11 protein-coding genes and 2 pseudogenes are annotated in these 14,956 nt (G+C 58.2%); 7 read left to right on the top strand and 6 right to left on the bottom strand.

Features of this window, described 5'->3' with window-relative positions; genetic code table 11:
• Window positions 1-236 precede the first annotated feature (236 nt).
• Window positions 237-1,169 carry a LysR substrate-binding domain-containing protein gene (locus ACST81_RS25225; RefSeq protein ID WP_142859805.1) on the top strand — a complete coding sequence of 311 codons (933 nt, stop codon included), beginning with the start codon at window positions 237-239 and terminating at the stop codon, window positions 1,167-1,169.
• Window positions 1,170-1,467: 298 nt separating this feature from the next.
• Here the strand turns inward: ACST81_RS25225 and ACST81_RS25220 are convergent.
• Window positions 1,468-2,687, bottom strand: a protein-coding gene (locus ACST81_RS25220; protein WP_269703770.1) for an IS3 family transposase whose coding sequence is annotated in 2 segments (ribosomal slippage) — window positions 1,468-2,351 and window positions 2,351-2,687 — 1,221 coding nt in all. Because the reading frame shifts where the segments join, the coding sequence is not laid out codon by codon here.
• 214 nt (window positions 2,688-2,901) lie between these two features.
• On the opposite strand from ACST81_RS25220, the gene ACST81_RS25215 reads away from it, so the two are divergent.
• Window positions 2,902-3,123 (top strand): amidase family protein, encoded by a 222-nt coding sequence (locus tag ACST81_RS25215; protein WP_236774525.1) that lies wholly within the window; start codon window positions 2,902-2,904, stop codon window positions 3,121-3,123.
• 302 nt (window positions 3,124-3,425) lie between these two features.
• On the opposite strand, the gene ACST81_RS25210 is transcribed toward ACST81_RS25215, so the two are convergent.
• Window positions 3,426-4,139, bottom strand: coding sequence for a GntR family transcriptional regulator (locus ACST81_RS25210; RefSeq protein ID WP_142859807.1), 714 nt, complete (start codon window positions 4,137-4,139; stop codon window positions 3,426-3,428).
• 155 nt (window positions 4,140-4,294) lie between these two features.
• On the opposite strand from ACST81_RS25210, the pseudogene ACST81_RS25205 reads away from it, so the two are divergent.
• Both ACST81_RS25205 and ACST81_RS25200 read left to right on the top strand, forming a co-directional pair.
• Window positions 4,295-5,746, top strand: a pseudogene (locus ACST81_RS25205) (NAD-dependent succinate-semialdehyde dehydrogenase).
• A gap of 335 nt (window positions 5,747-6,081) precedes the next feature.
• The gene (locus ACST81_RS25200; RefSeq protein ID WP_142859809.1) at window positions 6,082-6,492 is read left to right on the top strand and encodes a GFA family protein; all 411 of its coding nucleotides are present in this window, start codon (window positions 6,082-6,084) and stop codon (window positions 6,490-6,492) included.
• 179 nt (window positions 6,493-6,671) lie between these two features.
• On the opposite strand, the gene ACST81_RS25195 is transcribed toward ACST81_RS25200, so the two are convergent.
• On the bottom strand, window positions 6,672-9,494 hold the full coding sequence (locus ACST81_RS25195; protein WP_428845911.1) for a helix-turn-helix transcriptional regulator: 2,823 nt from the start codon (window positions 9,492-9,494) through the stop codon (window positions 6,672-6,674).
• Between the two features lie 408 nt (window positions 9,495-9,902).
• Here ACST81_RS25195 and ACST81_RS25190 point away from each other — a divergent pair, with 408 nt between their 5' ends.
• Genes ACST81_RS25190 through ACST81_RS25180 form a run of 3 tightly spaced genes read left to right on the top strand, consistent with a single transcriptional unit; the run spans window position 9,903 to window position 12,126 of the window.
• Complete coding sequence (locus ACST81_RS25190; RefSeq protein ID WP_142859813.1) at window positions 9,903-10,484, top strand: glutathione S-transferase N-terminal domain-containing protein; 582 nt, start codon at window positions 9,903-9,905, stop codon at window positions 10,482-10,484.
• Window positions 10,481-11,347, top strand: a complete 867-nt coding sequence (locus tag ACST81_RS25185) for an alpha/beta fold hydrolase (protein WP_142859815.1) — start codon at window positions 10,481-10,483, stop codon at window positions 11,345-11,347. The genes ACST81_RS25190 and ACST81_RS25185 overlap by 4 nt, the downstream gene beginning before the upstream one ends.
• 11 nt (window positions 11,348-11,358) lie before the next feature.
• Window positions 11,359-12,126, top strand: coding sequence for a class I SAM-dependent methyltransferase (locus ACST81_RS25180; RefSeq protein WP_142859817.1), 768 nt, complete (start codon window positions 11,359-11,361; stop codon window positions 12,124-12,126).
• A 214-nt stretch (window positions 12,127-12,340) separates the two neighbouring features.
• Here ACST81_RS25180 and ACST81_RS25175 read toward each other — a convergent pair.
• From ACST81_RS25175 to ACST81_RS25165, 3 genes and pseudogenes are all read right to left on the bottom strand, one after another.
• Window positions 12,341-12,857: pseudogene (locus ACST81_RS25175) on the bottom strand (IS3 family transposase); the annotation flags it as partial.
• Complete coding sequence (locus tag ACST81_RS25170; RefSeq protein WP_269703776.1) at window positions 12,844-13,521, bottom strand: GntR family transcriptional regulator; 678 nt, start codon at window positions 13,519-13,521, stop codon at window positions 12,844-12,846. The pseudogene ACST81_RS25175 and the gene ACST81_RS25170, both read right to left, overlap by 14 nt.
• Window positions 13,522-13,670: 149 nt before the next feature.
• Window positions 13,671-14,909 (bottom strand): ABC transporter substrate-binding protein, encoded by a 1,239-nt coding sequence (locus ACST81_RS25165; RefSeq protein ID WP_283159217.1) that lies wholly within the window; start codon window positions 14,907-14,909, stop codon window positions 13,671-13,673.
• Between the last annotated feature and the right edge of the window lie 47 nt (window positions 14,910-14,956).

Below are 14,956 nucleotides of genomic sequence, written 5' to 3'. Positions count from 1 at the left end.
AGCCATACTGTCAGCCGCGCGAACCAAAATCCCCGCCATCTGTTGGGAGCAAGGGGTGGCGCTCAGATGCAGCATCTACCCGCGATACCGCCTAGTCGAAACCTCTATCCCCACTTTCGAGTTGGCATCGGCTCAAGTGAGCCACTAGGCAAGGTCTTCGGGGCACCGCTATTGGCTATGCAGCTTCCGACCCGTTCGAACCTAGGCAAGAACAAACTAAAGATAAATCATCCAAAATGAAAAACTCCGCGGAGGAAAAGTTGGTAATAAGGTCGAATGTCGAGAGCGTTGCAGCCCTAAGAGCGTTTGTCGCAGCGGCCGAGCTCCGCAGTTTCAAGGGTGCGGGCTTCGCTCTCGGGATTACGTCCTCTGCGATAGGCAAATCGATCTCAGGGTTGGAGATGCAGCTTGGGTGTGCACTTTTTCATCGTACGACGCGGAGTCTGTCGTTAACCGAGGCGGGCAGCATCTATCTCGGTCGCGTGCGCAATATTCTTGAGGAATTGAAAGCTGCCGAGGACGAGGTCGCGGAGGTCTCGCAGGAACCCCGTGGACATCTACGAGTCGGCCTTCCACTCGGGGGAGAGCTCCTCACTTCTGTTATGGCGCGGTTCACCGCGCTTCACCCCGGTATCGTTTTGGAGCTCGATTACAGTGATCGCCTGGTCGATGTTATCGAGGAGGGTTACGACGTGGTGATAAGGACTGGCGAGCTTTCAACTTCAAGGCTCATTCATCGAAAACTCGGTAGCTTCGACTGGGTCCTCGCTGCGTCGCCAGCCTACCTCCAGGCGCACGGAGAACCGCGCAGCCCCGCAGACCTTCTCACGCACACCTGCCTTCGGCAAAAATTCTGGAATGGGCGGCTTGTACCGTGGCCCTTCCCAAGCGAACCAGATTTTGAAGCGCCCATTAGCCTTACCTCTACAATCAATGCACCTCTCTTTGACATGGCGCTCGCCGGCGGAGGTATCGCAGCATTTCCGAGTTTCATTCTAACGACCAGTTTGGCTAACACATCGCTGAAGACCGTGCTTGATGGGCAGATGGAACGTCGAGGCACGTACAATATCCTCTGGCCTCCAAATCGCTATCGCGTCCCCAAAGTTCGTGCGTTTGTTGACTTTTTTTGCGAGTGGCTGCCTCCGCGCATCGCGCAAACTGAGTGAGGACTTGCGGGGAAAAGACGCAATTTCGACTAGCGACGCCTGCTGTCAGCCGTGATTTTCTCTCGTCTTTCACATAATGCCAGCCCCTAGCGCCTGAGAATGCATCTCCGCCGGTTAACGCGCGGCGATCGATACTGGCGGAGCCACATGCTCCGCTCCCTCGCCTACACGATTACCTCCGAGTGACGGCATCCAATGCATGACGTGCGTAGATCGAGGCCTCCCGAGATTAGACGCGAAGACCGAGCTTGGCTGCTCCACGGTCTTGCTGGAGTTGCCCCCAAAAGACCGGACATGCTCAGGTGTGAGATTTCGAGCTGATGAACTCGCGCGGTGACTGATATCCTAAAGCACTGTGAGGGTGAAGATTGTTGTAATGCTCGAACCAGAACGGCAGTTGCGCCATGACGGTTTCGGCGTCTGGGGTTGGATTCACCGAGACGTAATCGCGCTTGAAGGTTTTGACGAACGCCTCGGCCATTCCGTTCGATTGCGGACTTCGCACCGGCGTCGTGCACGGTTCCATGCCGATGTCGCGGAGCAAGGATGCGGTGTCTCTGGCGATGAAGCAGGAACCGTTGTCGGTGAGCCATTCGATGGGTTCGGACAGTATGTTGATGCGGCCGAAGCGGTTCTCGACGGCGGTGATCACGAGGTCCTGCACGTCCCGGCTCTTGATGCCCTCGGTGGTGGCGACATGAGCGATAGCCTCACGGTCGCAGCAGTCGAGGGCGAAGGCGACACGGACCTTCTCCTTGTTGTCGCAGCCGATCTCGAAGCCGTCGGAGCACCAGCGGATGTTCGAACGTTCGACAGCGACCTGACCGTCGTGGAGGCGTTTGTCGACCGCTCCGGTGTGGCGCACCAGCAGCAGATTGTGCAGCTTCATGACCCGGTAAACGCGCTTGGCATTGGGCCACGAACGCCCGTCTTTCCGCGCATTCCTGCGCAGGATGGCATGGACACGCCGATAGCCGTAGGTGGGCATGTCGGCGATGATGGCCTTGATTTCCTCCACCAGTTCCCGATCCGGGAGTGGTGGCCGTCCTCTGGCTCTGGAAGGGGAGCCTGCGGCACGCGCGGCGATATTCGACCGGGCGACACCCAAAGTCTCGCAGACGGTCTTCATCCCAAAATCCCCCTTGGAAGCGAGAGCGCACGCAACATCTGTTTTTTTGGGCCGTTGGCGATTTCGAGAGCTTCCTTCAGGATTTCGCTCTCCATCGTCTTCTTGCCCAACAGGCGTTGCAACTCCTTCACCTGGGACTGAAGCGCCCGGTATTCGGAAGCCGGAACGACCTCCTCTTCGGCGGCCGTCGCCGTTAGTGCCCCTTGGGACGCCAGCTTACGCCAGGCGAACAACTGGTTCGGCTGGATGCCGTGACGCCGGGCAACGATGCTAACCGTCGCGTCCGCCTCATAGGTCTCCTGAATGATCGCCAGCTTCTCTGCCGTGCTCCAGCGCCGCCGACGTTCCGGCCCGGAGAGAACTTCCATCTTAAAATTGCTGCTAGTCATATTACCAACATTACTCCTACACACTTAGCTAAGTGGGGGAGCATGTCCGGGCCTTTCGGGGGCTAATTCACTTGCCATTGCGGCCAATTTCCGCTCTCGTGCATAAACAGGGCCGCTCAAGCGCGCCGGAAAATGTATGGTCCATAGGCACCGAGAATAGGCTTCATGGAAAGACGCGGAATCCTTTCGACACATCGCGGACCGCTGATGGGTCCTGGGGGGCGCAGCGGCGGCAGTTGCTGCACGTTTCGTAGCAGTCGCAGAAGGTTCGGACGGAGCCGGATCGATCCGAGTTCCTGCATTGTGCTGCGGGTTGTCGGCCTCAAACGATCACGTGGCCGGATTACCTATGGTCCAGATATCGCTGATGCGTGGTTCGGTTGTGTATATACGCTTTGCAAAAGCCCTACAGTCCGGGACACGGCAGCATTTCTAGACGTTACTTCAGACAATTCTCCTGGCGATCCTTCCGCAACGTAGAAGCCGGAGCAGAGTTGGTTGTCACTTAGCACACAATCTCCGATGAATTGAAAAATGGCGTCACGCGGGGGGGGGGGCCAACTGGGGTCCTGCCCCTGACCCGGAGGCCTGTCAGCGCTCGCAACAAACTACATCGGTCTAAAGCTGGTCTTCCTGTGGGGATCCAGTACGTTGCCAGGCACGGGGACGAAACCACTCTTCTTCAACTCGCGGCTCAAGTCGAGGATCATCATCCCTGGAAGTCCCATTTGCCAGCCGTTAGCGGAGTTGCGCGGTGATCGTTTTCTCCTCGTTTGCGAGAAATTCGATCCTTGGGAGAAGGAAGTCTGCGGCTTTCGAGATGTCGGCCACCATATGGCGTCGCACCTCGGAAGCGTTGCCATTCCGGATTTCCCTGACAATGTGCTCATGTTCCTCGTTGGCGATTGAGCCGTACCCGGGGTGTGAGAAGAGCTCGTTCATATAGACGCCAACCTCACCCCATAGATTCTCGATGATACGAAGTAAACGAGGCGACGAGGCATGCTGGTAAATCGTAAAGTGGAAGCGTTGGTTAAGAGAGACGTAGTCGGCGTGGTCTTCGCGCTTGGCGGCGTCACCAAGTTGTTGAGACAGTGCCGCTAGCTCGGAAATCACCCGCGGCGGCAGGATCTTCGTGGCAAGCTCGGCGGCCAGGCCCTCGAGTTCGCATCGAATCCGGAAGAGCTCCACGAATTTGGCGGCATCCCAGTCGGGGACTGCAATGGATCGGTTAGCCAGCATGACGAGTTGTCCTTCCCCGACAAGCCGTTGCAAAGCCTCACGAATAGGAGTCGTGGAAATGCCGTAAGCTTCTGCCAACGTACGGATCACAAGTACCTGCCGTGGAGTGAACTCTCCTGAGATCAGACTGCTTTTAATCGAGTCGTAGGCGCGCTCGTTAAGTGGCTTATATTCGATCTTGCCCATATCACTTTTGAACACAGTCATCATGGCCTGTTTCTTGGTTTGTAATCATCGTGACATCATACAACATGTCATTGCCGCGACAATGACAATAATTCCCTCGGGCGAGTAGAATGTCGACTATCATACAACTTAAACGACGTGAACGTGCAGCTTGTCCCCAAATGCGCAGGAGTTACCTAATGACCATCTCGGACACACTCGTATCGAAGTTGAACGCCACCTCTCTCGTTAGCGACAAAGCTTTTCTTGCAGGAAGGTGGGCTGCCAAGAGCGACAGCGGGAAGACCTCCAAGGTGACGAACCCGCCAATGGCGAGTTGATCGCCACGCTGCCGGACATGAACCGGGCCGAGGCGGCCCGTGCGATCGATGCCGCCTACAGGGCGCGGAAGACCGGCAAGGAGCGCGCAGCCGTGCTGCGCAAATTATACGACCTGATCGTCGCCAATGCTGACCACCTCGCCACGATCCTGACCATGGAAATGGGCAAGCCGCTGGCCGAGGCCAAGGGCGAGATCCTCTACGGCGCGTCCTGTGTCGAATGGTTCGGCGAGGAGGCAAAGCGCGTCTATGGCAATACTATTCCGGGTCACCAACAGGACAAGCGCATCATCGTCATCAAATAGCGATCGGCATTGTCGCGGCGATCACGCCTTGGAACTTCCCGAACGCCATGCTGGCCCGCAAGTTTGCGCCGGCCGTGGCCGCCGGCTGCGCCATGATCTCGAAGCCAGCAGCGGAAACGGCGCTCTCGCTGGCGCTCCTGGCCGAGCGTGCAGGTCTCCCGGCTGGTATCTGCAACGTCGTCACCTCAAAGGACTCGCCGGCGATCGGCAAGTAGTTCGCGGAGAACGACAAGGTCCACAAGCTGACCTTCACCGGATCGACAGGCATGGGCAAGAACCTGATGTGCCAGGGCGCCGAACAGATCATGAAGCTGGGCCTCGAGATTGGCGGCAACGCACCCTTGATCGTTTTTGACGAAGCCGATCTCGACGCGGCGGTCGAGGGAGCCATGGTCTCCAAGTACCGCAACAACGGTCAGACCTGCGTCTGCGCCAACCGCCTTTACGTCCAGGCCGGCGTCTATGACGCGTTTGCTAAGAAACTGACCGAAAAGGTTGGCGCGTTGAAGGTAGGTGATGGCTTCGAATCGGGCGTCAATGCAGGCCCGCTGATCACCGAGAAAGCGGTCGAGAAGGTCGAGGAACACATCGCGGACGCGCTTAAGAAGGGCGCGAAGATCGCTGTCGGAGGCAAGCCGCATGAGAAGGGCGGCCTTTTCTTCCAGCCGGCCATCCTGACCGGCGTCATCAGCGAGATGATCGTTGCCCGCGAGGAAACCTTCGGTCCGGTGGCACCATTGTTCAAATTCGAGACGGAGAAACAGGTTATCGAGATGGCCAACAACACCGAGTTCGGCCTGGCCTCCTACTTCTTCTCGAAGGATGTCTCGAAGATCTTCCGCGTCGCCGAAGCACTTGAATACGGCATGGTCAGCGTCAACACCGGCCTGATTTCCACCGAAGTGGCGCCCTTCGGCGGCATCAGCAGTCCGAGCAGGGCCGCGAAGGTTCGAAGTACGGCACCGAGGATTACATCGAAATCAAATACATTTGCTTGAGCATCTGAGGACAGCTGCGCCGGCCGAATGGGGCGAAGCTCACCTCCAGGCCCAGGAGAAACGCCGCAATAGGCACCGGACTGACTTGACTGCGCAAAACAGACACAGCCGATGGGCGTCATGGTTTGGCGACGACGCTGTTCGGCCTTCTGGATAATTTCGACCAAATCCCCGCTAGACTTGGGAATATCCGCGATCTACAATCCGGCTCATATATGAGAGCCTAAAGTGACAGTGGATATTTGCCCCGTTCTACCGCCCGGGCAAAGAACTGCCATTCGGGCCTGCGGCTTCATCCCTCAACCTTGACAAGAATCCCAGGGTGCACCCTGGAGGATGTACCATGCACGATGCTGAATGCGCCTGCGGCGCTCTGAAATTGAAAGTCGGCGAGCCGCCAAAATTGACTGCGCTATGCCACTGCCTCGCTTGCCAGAGGAGAACTGGGGCGCCGTTCAGCGCTAATGCGTTCTACTCGATCGACAGCGTCGAAATATCGGGAGCCTCCACAGAGTTCGTTCGCACTGCTGAGAGTGGCCGTAAGGTCCGAATGCATTTTTGTCCAACTTGTGGCTCGACCGTCTATTGGCAGGCCGATGCTTCCCCGGATTGGATCGGCGTGGCGGTGGGATCATTTGCGGATCTCAGCTTCGAACCACCTGCCCTGTCGGTATTTGAACAATCGAAACATAAGTGGGTGCGACTTGACGATGCGATGGAGCATTTCCGAGGTTTGCCTGTTGACAAGGATTAATCTTACTTTCCGCGGTTGCCGACAGTTGTGGCGAAGCGGCTAGGACGCTCAGTCATTTCCCGAAGTAGCCGTCGCCCTTGAGAGCCTCCCGCTCAAGACGCCATTGCTTGAGAGCGGCGCTATACGGCTGAACTTCTTTGTTAATCCGCATGTGCTCTGTGGATCCGGGCCAACGAGTCTTATCCTAAATCAATGATCCTAAGCCGATGCGCGATCGCGGCCGCTGCGCCACGATTGGGAACGGAAAGTTTGCTCAAAATATTGGACACGTGCACGCTCGCCGTTTTCGGGCTGATGAATAAATTCTTGGCTATCTCGCGGTTGCTTTGGCCGTTGGCGATAAGTCGGAGTACCTCGAATTCCCGGTCGGTTAAGCCGAAAGGCGCCCTTGGGACATAGCCGCTCTCTCCATCTCGGAGATCAATACGAGCCTTCGCAGCGATGGCCTCGATCTGGTGGGACAGAGGTTGCGCGCGAATCGACTGTGCAAGATGAAGTGCCCGTCGGAAATTGTGCGCCCCGATCGCTCGCTTGCCAGCGTTCATTGCGGCGGCACCTGCCTGCATGAGGGCATATGCCTGCGGGAACGGCTGGCTTAGACCGGCCCAGCTTCGAGCGACTGACTCCCATGTATCCAGATCAGAAGCTGTGACGCGTGACATCTCAGCCGAGATCTCCAGCCTCAGGACCTGCTCCAGCATATTGCGGCACGAGGCCCGAGCGGCGAGTTCAGCGAGGTCAAGAGCGACGTCGTTCTGGTTCGTGTCGACGGCAACGCGTATGGCGGAAACCAGGAGCGACCAAGACACTCCTCGTCGAGTCTTCAGGTATTTTCGGGCGGATCTCACCAACTCTGCCGAATAGTCGCAGTTACCTGAAAGAGCACCGCTTTCGATCTCAAATCTAAGAAGATTGGCCTCCATATAGTCGACAACCTGCGGTCCGGGCGGAAGACCGCGCAAAGATCGTACCGCCGCCGCTATCCGATCCGCATCGCCTAACACGATTGCGATCTCCGCTCGGCATTCAAAGACTTGAATAAGCCCCAGTGGCAGCGGATCAAGCGCCGCCATCCGTTCACAGGTCTCAGCGGCAGCGGATACGCGGCCCAAAGCCAAGTACGCGCGACAAAGGGGTGAACCGACTATTGCGCCTATATATCGAGCTTGGCCGAGCTCGACCGTCCGCTCGAAAATCGCTGGGCCGATCTCAAGGATACTCGCATAGTTTCCCGTCTCCAACAGGGCCTGAAGTAGGGCGGCGCCAGCCAGCACCTCGACCCGGCCGATTGAAGCGTGGTCGGCGCGCCGAGCCACGCTCCAAAACGCCTCGACGTCAGACCCATTCTCCGCGAAACTCACCAAGGCCTCTATGACCAGGGCCTCGATGCGATACTCCTCGTCATCTAGCCTTTCCGCGAGATCAATCAATTGCTCGCCTAGTTGCTTGGCGCGATCGAATTCTCCTCGCAGTATCAGCGCGCGGGAAAACTGCCCGAGGGCGTCAGCGCGCAACCTTGTTGGACGAGTTGCATGGTCAAGTGCACGCTCGAGATCTGCGATCTCCCCTGCGATAAGTGAATGCTGACGCATTACGGCACGCTGCAGGAGAAGACCTGCCAACAGTTCCCCGTCGCGGTCGATGTCCAGTTCGGCAAGTGCGCGTTCGACAAAGGCGAGCCCCTGCTCCGCCTCGGCTGCCCAGCAAGCGGCGTCAGCGGCGAGCTCCAGCACTTTGCAATGGTCCGCACCGATCAATCCGTTGGCATTTTCGACTTCAGGCCATGCGGCCAATACGAGCTTCAGCATTTCCATCTGGTCCATATAGGCGAAAGCAGCAGCGGCTTCCGCCGCAGCATGCCAGGCCCATTTGAGGCATCGTTCCGCCTGGCCGGCGCCTTGCCAGTGCCGCGCCAGCGCTACGGAATGCCAGATGCGATAGCTTGGAACCGGTCCACGTTCGAGCACATCCGCATAAATCAAATGGATTGCCACCTTTTCGCCGGCAATCAGGTCGTCCCGCACCGCGTTGTGGATGAGCGCGTGGCGGAACGCATACCCTTCTCGATCAGACACCAAAATCCCGGCCATTATCGCGGGGAGTAACAACTCCGCGAGCTCAAGGTCCGGCTTGTTCGCCACATTGCGAAGAAGCGAATGGGTGACATGCGTCCCACCGAGCGCTATCATTTTCAGCAATGCGCGCGTCGTTGCTGGCACATCTCTCACGGCTTTCAGCAGATAGTCGTTGAGCGAGCCGGGAACATCTGTCCGCAGGCTTCCGGATGCATCCACGAGAGCCTCAGTGAATAGCGGGATTCCGCAGCCCCTTGCATAGACGCTGTTGACCATTGCAGGCGTTGGCAGCCGCCCGAGCAGGCCCTCAAGCTGCATGCCAATCTCCTTGCGGGTGAGGCGAGGAAGTTTCACCGCATCGCAACCCTCGGAAAGAGAAAGGTCCGCGATGGTGGTCCGCATGGCGTTGCTGGCGCTCGCCTCTTCGGGTCGGTAGGTGAGGATCAGCATGAGCCGAATTCCCTTCAACCGCCTCGTGAGAAAGCGAAGCAGATCGAAGGTTCCCTGATCGGCCCAGTGAATGTCCTCTATGATAAGGACAAGCGGCAGGTCGCGTGCCAGTTCCTCGAAAAGCCTCCGCAGCGTCTCGAACAGCCGCGACCTTGCGATGCCCGCATCAAATCGTTCGGAGATCTCGCCGAATTCGGGAAGAAGCCACGCCAGTTCTCGCGCACCCTCACGGCCGACGAGCGATGTGATCAGGGACTGGCCGCGCAGACGAACCAATTCATGCAACAGAGCCGTGACAGGCGCATAGGGTAGGGCTGATTCCTGTTGTTCAATGCATCCCCCTTTCAGAATAAAGGCGCGGTCGGAGATCCGGTCTGCGAACTCTTGCGCCAACCGGCTTTTTCCGCCCCCTGCTTCGGCCCCGAGAAGAACGCAGCGTTGCCGGCCGCCAGCAACATCTCGGAAAGCGGTTTCCATGAAAGCGAGTTCTGCGGTTCGGCCCGAGAGCGGCACCCTTTTACAGAAAGTCGACACAAAATACTCCGCTAACGTGAACTCGTAATCAGCAAAGAAGAAGTCACAGTTGTCCCAATGCGCGCGATCAGCAGACGACTGTCCGACTGACGGGAGCGCACCGGCGGTGCCTGGAAGCCAGGGCCGCGGTTGAAGCTGAGCGTCTCCGGCGAAATGCGCGGTCGATCCGTCGGATTACTCTGCTCCCAACATGCATTTCTAATCGGCCTACTCAATATGCCTGATGCGGCACCCCATGCCTTAGCCACAGTATGGGGCACAAAGGGGACGTCCACGGGCATCGACCGGCCGCATGGCCTGACCTACCTCTTCTCAGAAACGCACATAACAAGCAAAGGAAGGATCAATTGGATGAAACTCTACTCGGCGCCCGGGTTCACAAGCCTAGCGGACCACATCGCGATGCTGGAGGCAGGACTTCAGTTCGACCTGGTCAAGGTCGACCTCGAGACCAGGCAGATTGAAAGCGGCGGTTTATACACGGACATCAATCCAACGGGCTATGTGCCCGCTCTTATGTTTGACGATGGTGAGATGCTGACCGAAAACGTCGCGATCCTGGCCTGGGTCGCCGATTGCGAACCAAAGCTGGCACCGCAAGGCCATCTCAGCCGCTATCGCCTGCTCGAGATGCTGAGCTTTATCGCGACCGAGATTCACAAGCGCTTTCCCACCTACCTCTCCCTTCCAGAGGAAGTCAGGGAGCCGACCGGCCTGCAAATAGTACACTGGTTCGGCTTCGTCGCGGGTCGACTGGAACGGGGCTATCTGTTCGGAGAGATCTTCACAGTCGCGGACGCCTATCTCTTCCAACTTGCCTGGGGCGCGACTCACCTCGGGTTCTCCCTGCCGGAACCCTTCGAAGGCTACATCGCACGAATCATGCAGCGGCCTTCCGTGCAAGCCGCGCTGCACCGGGAGGGACTCGCATGAGTGGACTGATGATCCGCACTGACGGGGTCGAACTCGCGACGCAGAGCTTTGGCGATGCAAACGACCCACCGCTCGTTCTCATCATGGGCGGAATGGCGTCGATGCTGTGGTGGCCCGAGGGATTCTGCGAGCGCCTGGCTGGGCGAGGTCGCTTTATCATCCGCTATGACCAGCGCGACACCGGCCTTTCGACAAAATATCCACCCGGTAGGCCCGGCTACACCTTCGACGATGCTGTCGGCGACGTCTTCCGCGTGCTCGACGGCTACGGGACTTCAAGCGCTCATATCGTCGGCTTCTCCCTCGGCGGCATGGTCGGCCAGGTGGCCGCATTGAGGAATCCAGAGCGCGTGCTGTCGCTGACGACGATCAGCACCTCGCCGGTCGGCGTCGACACGTCCGGCCTTCCAGCTAGCGGCCCGGCCTGGATGGAACATATGTCCGTGGAGGCAAACTGGTCGGACCGAGCGGATGCAGTCGCCTACCTGGTCGAGGATGCGCGCCTGACGGCAGGGACGGCACACCAGTTCGACGCAGCAGGCACCCGCGCTTTTCTCGAACGAGATTTCGACCGCTCTGGAGGCTATCTGAGTGCCACCAACCACAGCGTCCTTTTCGACGTCGGCGCGACATGGCGGGGGCGGCTGGCCGAGATGAACGTGCCGCTTCTCGTCATTCACGGCACGGCCGATCCGGTTTTCCCGATAGCGCATGGCGAGACTCTCGCACGAGCCGTGGCTGGTGCCAGGTTTGTGAAAATCGAAAGTGGGGGCCATGAACTTCATCCCGGTGACTGGGACAAAATCGTTTCCGCCATCAACGAACATGTCGGAATGCCGCCAAATGACAGTGACAAGCAGTGAGAGCAAAGACCTTGAATCGCGCCGACTTCTATGACGCCGAATTACAACGGCACAATCAGCACCTGCGCGCGGCCGCCGGCGTTGGCACACGAGATCGCGTGCTCGATATCGGCTGCGGGGCAGGACAAACGACGCGTGAGGCCGCCCGCGTCGCGGTGAATGGCCATGCGGTCGGCGTGGATACGTCGCGGAAGATGCTTGAGATCGCGCGACGACGTGCCAGCGAAGCGGGACTGCGGAATGTTACATTCGAGCATGGCGATGCCCAGCATCACCCATTTCCGCCAGCGAGCTTTGACCTATGCATCAGTCGGTTTGGTACCATGTTCTTTGCCGATCCGGCAGCCGCGTGTGCCAATATAGCCCGCGCGATGCGTCCAGGCGCGCGCCTTGCATGGATGGTGTGGCAGAGCCAGGAGCGCAATGATTGGGCCCGGTCCATCAGACGGGCTATGGCACCCCTGATCGCAGTTTCCCCCGATGCTCCCGCAGCATTTTCAATGAGCGATCCCGCCATTGTAACGGAAGTCCTCAGGGATGCAGGCTTCGGTTCGATCAATTTTGCCGAGGTGCGAGAATCCGTTTTCTATGGCGTGGATATCGATGCGGCCTCTGAAGCACTCATCGATCTCTATCTGGCAAAGGAGGACATGACCCACGCCGCCGAGCAGCGTGACAGGGCATTGAAACAATTGGGTGATTTGCTTGAGGCGCATGTTACCCCCGAGGGAGTACTCTTCGACTCCTACGCGTGGATCATAACTGCTCGCATGCTCTGAAAAGGGGTGATGGCCGGACGCGCAAACAATTTTCTTCTTTTTGCAGCTGAAAGGACTCGAAACGTCGCTAATTGTTTTCAGATAATTGGTCATCGTGCGCAGTATGGCAGTCCGCGCTCATTAGTTTTGCTTGTGGCGTTACCAATGAAAGGAGAGGTGGTCCCGCTTGGTGAGACAGTTTGGCGGCTTGGCTAAGGTGGATCGGGTTACGTTTTTACGCCGCCAGTTTCTCCGTCATTTCCGCCATAGCATAGACCTCGTCGGGCGTCTTGCCGCCGAAGGTCGAGTGCGGGCGTCGCCGGTTGTAATAGTCGATCCAGGAACCGATGCCGCTGCGGGCTTCGCTTCCCGTCTCGAATGCGTTGGGGAAGACGCACTCGTATTTGAGGCTGCGCCACAGCCGCTCGATGAAGACGTTGTCCATCCAGCGCCCGCGTCCGTCCATGGAGATGCGAATGCCGGCGTCCTTCAGCGCGTCGTGAAGGCGAAGCTGGTGAACTGGCATCCCTGGACGGTATTGAGATGTCGGGCTTGCCGTGGCAGGCGATCGCCTCTTCAAGAGCGGCGACGCAAAAGTCGGCATCCATCGTGTTCGATAGCCGCCAGGCCAGCACCTTGCGGCTGAACCAGTTCATGATGGCGACCAGGTAGAGGAAGCCGCGCGGCATCGGGATATAGGTCACATCCGCACACCAGACCTGATCCGGCCGCTTGCCCTCAAGATTTGCCAATGGAGAAGGCAGCCCTCGGCTTCTCCTTGACGGCTTTCATGAACAGTGGCTCCCATGACCGAATGTGAGACTTGAGCAAAACAGACAGCTCTTCGGCATCGCCTGAGTTTACGAGCTCAACGATACGGTAGTGCTCCGGAACGGACGCCTTCTGGCGCTCGAAACCCTCTTCGGAGATATCGCCGTAAAATCGCATCCGGTCACGTAGCGAGAAGACCGTATCCGTGAGTATGGGATTGCCCGCCGTCGACGTCAGCACGTGGTGGAACTCACGGTCGGCCATGAGATAGGCCCTGAAGCTCTTTGTCTCTACGGCCGCGGCAATCTGATCGGCGAACCGCTCGAGTTTGCCGAGGTTCTTCTTCGGCATCTTCGCGACCTTGATCGCCGCATGGACCTCCAGCACTTCTCGCATGTCGAAAATATTCCGGGTCTCCTCCACCGACGGGGAGGTCACACGAAAGCCGCGGTTCTTGTGAGGCTCGAGAAGTCCTAGACGGACGAGTTCGAGGAGGGCCTCCCTAACAGGCGTTGACGAAGTCCCGAAACTTTCGGCGATTGTAGGAACCGAGTACATGCTTCCAGGCGGTGCGTGACCGGCGATGATTTCGCCCCTGATCTGGCTGAAGACCTGTTCTCTAAGGTTTGTATCTTGGACTTTCATTGAGGCCCCTGTTCGTCACGACAGATGGTCGTAGCGAAGCTCCGAAGTGCGGACTTTATGCGATGCAACCCGATAGGGGCGCAAGGGCATTCGGATGACGATTTTGATGTAGCAGGAAGAGGCGCAGATCGCGCCTCTTCCCTATCTCCTTATTTTTTTACGAGCGTGCACGTGCTCTCCGATAACGGCAGGAAGATATCATCTCCCTTGATGGTGGCGACGATTTCCTCGTAGTCCCATGGGTACTTGGATTCCGAGGGGGATTTGACCTTCACGAGGTACATGTCGTGAACCATTCGACCGTCCTCCCGAATTTTCCCGCCTTGTGCGAAGAAGTCATCCACGGGGAGCTCACGCATCTTGGCGGCGACGGCCTTCGCCTCGTCGGTGCCAGCGGCCTTTACCGCTTTGAGGTAGTGGGCCACGCTGGAATAGACGCCAGCCTGGATGCTCGTCGGCATAGCACCGCCATGGCGCTCGGCGAAACGCTTGGCGAAAGCCCGGGTGTCGTCTGTGCGGTCCCAATAGAAGCCATCGATAAACGAAATGCCTTGAGCCTGCTCGAGGCCCATAGCGTGGATGTCGCTTAGGAACATGACGGGAGCTGTGATTGTCTGTCCGCCTGCGACGATACCGAACTCGTTCGCCTGCTTTACAAGGGTGGAGAGGTCGCGCCCTGAGCCCGCCACGAGAATGGCTTCCGCGCCGGATGCCTGGGCTGGCAGCAGGAATGCGCTGAAGTCAGGTGCGTTGAGTGGATGCCGCACCGAGCCTGCGATCGTTGCACCATTGGCTTCCACTGTCTTCTTCGCGATCGCTTCCAGAGAATGACCGAACGCGAAGTCGGATACGATGAAGTACCAGGACTTCTTGCCTTGAGCGATCAAGGCCTTCACTGGGCCAACACCATTCGAGTAATTATCATAGACCCAGTGGAACCCCGTTGGCGAACATTTCGCCCCGGTAAGGTCCGTGGTCCCTGGGGAGGTGAAGATCGCGATCCGGTTTGCTTCGCGAGCGATATCCTGGACTGCCAGGGCAATAGCGCTGTTGGTTAGGTCGACCAGGGTGTCGACCTGTTCGTTGTCGATCCAACGATGCGCGATGCTCGTACCGACGTCCGCCTTCTGCTGATGGTCGGCGCTGATGAGCTCGATCGGCTTGTCCAGAACGGTCTTGCCGAAGTCTTCAATTGCGAGCTGGGCGGCGACTACCGACCCCTGCCCGTTCATATCCGAGTAAACGCCAGACATATCCGTAAGCACGCCGATCTTCACGACGTCATCGCTTACCGACTGGGCCTGGGCCGGAGACGCCGCCCAGGACACGCCAATAGCAAGTGCTGCCAGAATGCGGCTCGTCCCTTTTAGATGATTCATTCTTCTCATCTGCTGTTCCCTTTGCTTGATGATGCGCTTTGCCCTCGATCTCTCAT

It is taken from the genome of Pararhizobium sp. O133, assembly GCF_051669845.1.
Classification (GTDB): Bacteria; Pseudomonadota; Alphaproteobacteria; order Rhizobiales; family Rhizobiaceae; genus Pararhizobium.
The sequence above is the reverse complement of the archived record's forward strand: the minus strand, read 5'-3'. Positions and strand labels throughout refer to the sequence as shown.

Bases quoted from the DNA above. Each gene is read 5' to 3' on its own strand.
- ACST81_RS25225 (WP_142859805.1), top strand. From the start codon at position 237: ATGAAAAACTCCGCGGAGGAAAAGTTGGTAATAAGGTCGAATGTCGAG.
- ACST81_RS25210 (WP_142859807.1), bottom strand. From the start codon at position 4,139: ATGATGACTGTGTTCAAAAGTGATATGGGCAAGATCGAATATAAGCCA.
- ACST81_RS25200 (WP_142859809.1), top strand. From the start codon at position 6,082: ATGCACGATGCTGAATGCGCCTGCGGCGCTCTGAAATTGAAAGTCGGC.
- ACST81_RS25195 (WP_428845911.1), bottom strand. From the start codon at position 9,494: ATGGAAACCGCTTTCCGAGATGTTGCTGGCGGCCGGCAACGCTGCGTT.
- ACST81_RS25190 (WP_142859813.1), top strand. From the start codon at position 9,903: ATGAAACTCTACTCGGCGCCCGGGTTCACAAGCCTAGCGGACCACATC.
- ACST81_RS25185 (WP_142859815.1), top strand. From the start codon at position 10,481: ATGAGTGGACTGATGATCCGCACTGACGGGGTCGAACTCGCGACGCAG.
- ACST81_RS25170 (WP_269703776.1), bottom strand. From the start codon at position 13,521: ATGAAAGTCCAAGATACAAACCTTAGAGAACAGGTCTTCAGCCAGATC.
- ACST81_RS25165 (WP_283159217.1), bottom strand. From the start codon at position 14,909: ATGAGAAGAATGAATCATCTAAAAGGGACGAGCCGCATTCTGGCAGCA.